The following is a 6908-nucleotide window of genomic DNA, read 5'->3' on the forward strand; positions in this document are numbered from 1 at the left end:
ATCCCGAACTCGCGTATATTCTATTTTCCTTAATCATGATTCGAGACCTCTGCAAAACCTTCATTTATAGAGAAATTTCCATTTAGTTGTGTTTAGAAGCATATTTCAACGTATATATTGGTATAATTGATGCAGTCAAACGATTATTATCATCTATATTTGTGTCCAATTTTCTTTTATTTGAGAGCATTTGACACAATTATCCCTGGCGTTCGATATAAGTTGTAGGCAACAGCCTCCATAATATGCTGTGCATGTGTTTTGGCAAGTCCTACATATCTTGCCGTTCCTCCCCCAAACCATCTGTGTATGGAACCAAAAGTGCGTTCCACCCTGTACCTGATTTTACTGATAGCCACATTGATGCGTTTCTCTCTTTCTGTAATCTTATGCGCCCTTGTTCCTTTGTGCATAATGTGACTTTTTAGTTTCATTCGGGCAAGTATCTCCTTGTTTTCTGCCGAGTCATAACCCTTATCAGCATATACGAGTGTCTTTTCCGGAAGATTTGCTTTTTTCAGGGGCGTTTCCAAATGCTTGATGTCGCTCTCATTAGCTGCAGTAGTCTCCTCTGCAAGAACCAATCCATTTTCATCTGTAACTGAATGCCGTTTGTATCCAAAGTGGAGCCTTCCCATTTTCTTGATCCAGCGTGCCTCTCCGTCCACATTGGGCTTGAGTTTCTCCTTGAGCATAGCTTTCTCGGATTTTAACTTACCCGTTTCTTCATCCCTGTCCTCAACTATCTCATACTCCTTGCGACCACGTGGACGACGAGGACTATCGGTAATGCTGGCATCGACGATAGCCCCACGTTTGACAATAACACCATGTTGCTCCAGCTGACGGTTAATCTCATTCAGTACCATATCATAAAGGTCTGCCTCTACAAGTATGTTACGGAAACGACATACCGTCGTGCTATCAGGAGCAACATCTTCCAAACCCAGTCCTACAAAGCGGCTGAAAGACAAACGATCGTTAACCTGCTCCTCAACCTCACCATCACTAAGACCATACCAAGTACGGAGAAGTTCTATCTTGAACAGCACAAGACTATCATAGCTCGGACGACCTGTTGCCTTGTTACCTTTGGTGTAGGCGATTTCAATAATACCACGGATTGGATTCCAATCGATAATTTTATCTATCTGAGAAAAGAAGGTCTGCTTGACCCTACGCTGACCGACTAATAGGTCGGCAAAGTTGAGAGAGGAGAGTTGCTGTTTCATACTATAAAAGTACGAAAAAATAATGATATAAACAAATTTCTAAACTAAGAGTTTTGCAGAGTTCTCGATTCCCTAATCCATCATCTCTTATTCTTCCTCTCTATCTCATTCTCCCTCCTCTCTAGAGATGGCTAAAATGGGGCTTATCTTTTATTCTATCAAACAAAAAAAGAGATGATGGTCGCTCAACCATCATCTCTTTTCATATTTTTCAAATCCATCACCCTCTATTGAGGAGGAACGGAATGAGTCGTCTTACTTCTCAGCATGACCACCCGCCATAGCAGGCCAGTTCACATTCTGATACATTTGGCTATTCTTGAGGTCGCGATCTGCAGCTGCTGTACGCAAGTCAGAGATACCAAGCGGGCTAAGATAGTATGCCTCATGCCAATTATAACCATCACGCAATTCATTAGAAGCAGCCATAGAGCGACTATAAGGACGGATGTATAGACCCTGAGCCTTGGAAGAAACGAGAGCATCGCTTGATTCATCAGCCTTCAAATCGCTACCATAAGACTTATACATTTCTGTCCAAAAGTTTACACCTTCAGGTATCCACTTCTTTGTAATCATGCGGTCGAATGAACGCCAGCGAATCAAATCTGCATAACGTAGACCTTCACCTGCCATCTCGTTCATACGTTCACGACGGATATTATACAACATCTTACTTACCTGATTGGTACCGGAATAAACACCAAAGTCCACTTCTTTATTCAAGTCTGTAGCTGCAATTGTTGCATCAAAATCAGGACTTACACCTGCACGCTCGCGCAAAGCTTTCCAATATGCTTTTGATGTTTCATCAATAGAATTACCATTGTTCAATTCACAATCAGCCTCCATATAGTTCAGCATCGCTTCTGATACACGGAATATAGGGCATGCGTCAGTACCTTGGCGGTTGTCATCAGGAGTCTGAGTATAGTCATATGTATAGTACTTACGTGGCTGATAACCGGTGATGCAACGGATTTCCTGATTAGTATTGGTAATATGGGTCTGAAGGCCAGTCTTCTCATCTTTACCATAATCATCATATGTCTTACCGGAATAGGGAGATGTCGGATCGGTATCAATCAACTGCTTTTCATCCCAAACAAACAACTGTAGACGTTCATCGCGACCCTCTTTTGCGTCTGCGATAGATACGTCACCCTTATAGTTGCTATCTGCATACTTAGGTTTACCACTCTTCATCAAGAAAGATTCTACAAATGCACGCGTATAGCCATCGGCACAACCTACTTTCACACGATAAGGAACATCGTGAGTATAACCTAAGCTACGACTATACTGCTTCCATAGCAATACTTCAGGAACATTGTCCAAAGCCGGCTGACTAAACATCTCGAAATAAGCATTCCATCCTGTTGGTGTACCTACAGCTGGTTGCATCTTGTGTGTACTCGCAGTAATAGTACTACCAACTTGCTTTGCAGCCTCTTTTGCTTGTTCCAAGAAGAACTTTATCTCTCCGGGAATATCAAACTTCTTACCACTGTTGTAAGCCATTTTCGCACCCGGCCAATTAGCATCGCCCGGTACGCGCCCTGAGCCCTGATGATATTTCTCGAAAGTTCCTTCAAATAAAGCCACTCTTGATTTAAATAACAAAGCTGCTTCCTTATTTAATCGTTGTCCATTATATACAGAACGGGCATATAAGTTTTTGGCAGCTACATCCAAATCACTCAAAATAAAACGAGCCACCTCATTACGAGGAACACGTTGGCTGACAGCAACCAAAGAGTCATTGTTGTCTATCAACACTTTCTTTACAACAGGAATATCGCCATAGTTAGCCAACAAATTGAAATAAAGCATGGCACGCATAAAGTAAGCTTCACCCAAACAGTTGTTAACCATAGTTGGATCACCGCTAATAGACTTAGCTGCCATACCTTTTTCTACTTGATCTATGAGATAATTACAAGTACGGATTCCACCATAACTATCCTGCAATACCTTACCGGCAGATACTTCCCAATGGTTATCAGCAAACTTAGTCGTATTGCCTCCTAAACCTTTTACAAAGATATCGGTATTCTGGTCAGAGGCAGCCTTACCATCATGCCAACCACCCCAACCGTGTGTTGCACTTGCAAATGGGGTCACAATATAACTATCATAGTATTTATTGAGATAAGAAGCCAACTGGTCGGCACTCTTATAATAAGATTCCGGAGTGATTTGACTCACTGGTTCTAAGTCGAGTAAATCGTTACACGATGTTGTTGCCAAGGTGGCAGTAGCCACCACAGCAAACATACTTATATTTTTAATATTGATTTTCATAATAAAGAAATGCTTCTGATATTCTAATTAGAAACTAACATTTACACCAAAAGAGAATGTACGCTGCAATGGATAGAGCTTACCTCCACCCCATGCGCCACCCAAAGCTTCCGGATCGAAGACATTAGAAAGACTGGTAATAGTGAACATATTGTCGCAAGAGAAATAAATGCGGCAGTTGCTTAAACCTGCACGTGAGATAAGTGCATGCGGCAAACTATAACCTATCTGCATGTTCTTACAACGCATGTAAGCGGCACTTTGTAAGAAGCGAGTCTGTGTCTTATTGTTCTTTCTAATATCACCACTCAAGTAAGGACGTGGGTAATAAGCGTTAGGATTCTCTTCTGACCAATAGTTCAAATGCTCCTTGAATACAGTAGACTGCCACATATTACCTTGAGCACCCCAGAAGTAAGCTGCATCCTCAGCAAACATCCAATCGCGTTTCATCACACCTTGGAAGAAGATAGAGAAGTCGAAGCCCTTGTATTCTGCGTTCAATGTAATACCGAAGTTATAACGTGGAGTAGTATTACCAATCACCTTCAAGTCGCCATGGTCACCGATGGTACCGCTACCAGAGTTAACGACACCCTTATCAAGTTCTTTACCATTCTCGTCAACACGGTCTACGAGGTTGCGATACATAATATCGCCGGCTTGCCAGTTGCTCCCCCAATTAGGATTGTTGTTCTTTCTCCATTCGTCCATTTGTTCCTTGGTCTGAGCGATTCCTTCGGTCTCATAACCCCAGATTTCACCCATCTTCTTACCATTATAATTGCTATATATACTCTGATTTTCGAATTTGCCATCATAAGGATAAGTCAAAACCTTGGCAGTTGCATCAGAAAGGTTCAACTTAGCACCGTACTTCACGTCACCGATATGGTCGCGCCATCCGATTTCAAATTCCCAACCGGTAGAACGCATATCGCAGTTATTAGTCTTAGGAGCATTAGTTCCCAATACAGAACCCAAGATAGGAGCAGGACCTATCATATTTCTTGTTGTACGACTGTAAACGTCGAACGAACCAGTCAACCTATTATTGAATGCAGCCCAATCAAGACCAATGTCCCAAGTCTCAACAGTTTCCCAAGTCATGCTAGAGTTTACTATGCCCGGCAAACCTGCAACATTCTGTTGACGACCATTAATCAACCAGCTACTAGCTACAGATGCAATTCCCTGCTCTTGATAGAATGGATACCAATCCCAGAAACTTTTGTAAGTAGAGCTGGTGTTACCCAACTGTCCCCAAGAAGCACGAAGCTTCAAAGTACTGATGGTATTGCTCAATGGTTCAAAGAATTTTTCTTTAGCAATGTTCCAACCAGCCGAAACAGAGGGGAACCAAGCCCAACGTCTATCACTGGTGAAGCGAGAAGAACCGTCATAGCGAAGATTGAACTCAAACAAGTAGATTCCATCGTAATCATAGTTGATACGGCCAAAGTAACCGGCTGTAGCACGATTCCAATAAGAATCACTAGCTTTCTTATTTGCCTGAGTCTGACTCAAGAAAGGGAAATCAGGCGTAGTGAGCTGTTCACCAGAACCTGTCGCACTATCTTGGTTGTAGCGTTCATAGTTCATACCGAGCAAAACTTTCGCATTGTGCAAACCGAAACTACGAGTATAGTCGGTATAAACATTGACAGCATAATAATCTTGACGGAATCTATAATCATAATACTTTGTTACAGTGCCATATCCACTGTCGCGCAATGAAGGCTTATTGTCTTTATTATAAGTATAGATAGGCAATGACGCATTGGTTTCTTTATAGTTATTAACACGCAAAGCACCATCTGCATGGATATTCCAACCTGCAAGAGGAGTAAACGTAAAGTTAAGTTGCTGGGTAAAACTGTCGTCGAATGTCTTATAAACACCACCGTTTTCCAACTCTTCAATTTCCATTCCACCCATCCAGTGACCATTAGGATCTACAACAGGACAAGTCGGCCAACGACGAGCAATATTATGGAAGAAGAGCCCTGTCAAGTACTGAGGGCGCTCAAAGTTCTTGCGAGTCCACTTGGTAGCATATTCTACACGAGCCCAAGAAGCTAACTGTGCGTTGATTTTGCTATTCATGGTGTAGCGCTTCAATTGGTCGTGACCATGACGAATCAAACCATTTTCATGCAGATAGCCGCCACTAATCAACCAGCTGAACTTCTCTGTACCACCGCTCAAACTCAAGTTATGCTGCGTAGAAGGCACATTCTTTTTATAGAATTCAGAGAACCAATCGGTATTGGCAAACGATGCTGTATAAGCATTCCAGTCCGTTTTACCAGCAATTGTACCGTAATATTCCGGTTTTGTTGGATCAGTGAATTCACCGTTCATATACTTCTTGATATTCTCTAAAGTCTCATCAGAGAATTGGTTAGAACCACCGGCATTACGACTGGCAACATTGAAATAATTAGCCCACTCCAAAGAGTTAGCCATCTCAGGCAACTGAGTAGCTGTACTGAAGCGTACGTCACCGGAATAGTTCACTTTCACTTTACCGCTCTTACCACTCTTGGTAGTAACAAGAAGTACACCGAAAGCAGCACGTGTACCATAGATAGAAGCCGAAGCTGCATCTTTCAATACCGATACGCTCTCAATATCGTTAGGGTTCAAAGAGTTCAAGTCGCCTTCAATACCATCAATCAATACCAATGGAGCATCTGAAGAACCCTCACCGATAGAACCTGTACCACGAATAGTGAACGACATACTGTTGTTCAACTGTCCACCATTGTTGTTGGCAGAGAAAGTAAGACCAGACACAGTTCCTTGTAAAGCCTGCGTAACATTGGCAACCGGGCGGTTCTCCAAAGCTTCTGAACCTACCATACTGATAGCTCCGGTCACATTGACTTTCTTCTGTGTACCATAACCTACAACAACAACTTCGTTCAGACCGTGAGAGTCTTCTTGAAGAGTGGTGTTGATTTCCTGTCCATTCCAAACCACCTCCTTGGTTTTATAACCGATATAAGAGATGAGAATGGTACTTCCCTTACCTACATTAGGAAGAGAGAAGTTCCCGTCAAGGTCGGTAATGGCACCATTCTTGCTACCTTTTACGGTGACAGAAGCACCGATAATAGGTTCACCAGACTGATCTTTTACCACACCTGTACATTTAGATACTTGCTGGGTTATAGCAACTCCAGCTGTGTTTCCTGCGCTGACTGTCGCAGGGAAACCTCCTGCTGCCGAAAGAAGCAGCAATAACATTTGATTTAAATGATTAGACATAAAGGTAAATATTAGATATTTATTTATTTTATTAATAACAATTATTCTTATCTTAGGAATTTAGGAATCTTAAAAATATAGCCTCAAAATTACATAATG

The 6908-nt window shown here is 42.1% G+C and carries 3 protein-coding genes; all 3 read right to left on the reverse strand.

What is annotated here, in order from left to right; all coding sequences use genetic code 11:
• Nucleotides 1-176: 176 nt before the first annotated feature.
• The 3 genes from HMPREF0671_RS11345 to HMPREF0671_RS11355 all read right to left on the reverse strand — a co-directional run bounded on the left by HMPREF0671_RS11345 (nt 177) and on the right by HMPREF0671_RS11355 (nt 6809).
• On the reverse strand, nt 177-1232 hold the full coding sequence (locus tag HMPREF0671_RS11345) for an IS5 family transposase (protein ID WP_036900805.1): 1056 nt from the start codon (nt 1230-1232) through the stop codon (nt 177-179).
• Nucleotides 1233-1487: 255 nt separating this feature from the next.
• On the reverse strand, nt 1488-3536 hold the full coding sequence (locus HMPREF0671_RS11350; protein ID WP_036900808.1) for a RagB/SusD family nutrient uptake outer membrane protein: 2049 nt from the start codon (nt 3534-3536) through the stop codon (nt 1488-1490).
• A 27-nt stretch (nt 3537-3563) separates the two neighbouring features.
• A complete protein-coding gene (locus tag HMPREF0671_RS11355) occupies nt 3564-6809 on the reverse strand; it encodes a TonB-dependent receptor (protein WP_036900812.1) in 3246 nt (1081 codons plus the stop codon).
• Nucleotides 6810-6908 lie beyond the last annotated feature (99 nt).

The organism is Prevotella sp. S7 MS 2, assembly GCF_000762865.1.
In the GTDB taxonomy this organism is placed as follows: domain Bacteria; phylum Bacteroidota; class Bacteroidia; order Bacteroidales; family Bacteroidaceae; genus Prevotella.

What these genes read in the sequence shown, in the direction of transcription:
- HMPREF0671_RS11350 (WP_036900808.1), bottom strand. Translation starts at nt 3,536, where the DNA reads ATGAAAATCAATATTAAAAATATAAGTATGTTTGCTGTGGTGGCTACT.
- HMPREF0671_RS11355 (WP_036900812.1), bottom strand. Translation starts at nt 6,809, where the DNA reads ATGTCTAATCATTTAAATCAAATGTTATTGCTGCTTCTTTCGGCAGCA.
- HMPREF0671_RS11345 (WP_036900805.1), bottom strand. Translation starts at nt 1,232, where the DNA reads ATGAAACAGCAACTCTCCTCTCTCAACTTTGCCGACCTATTAGTCGGT.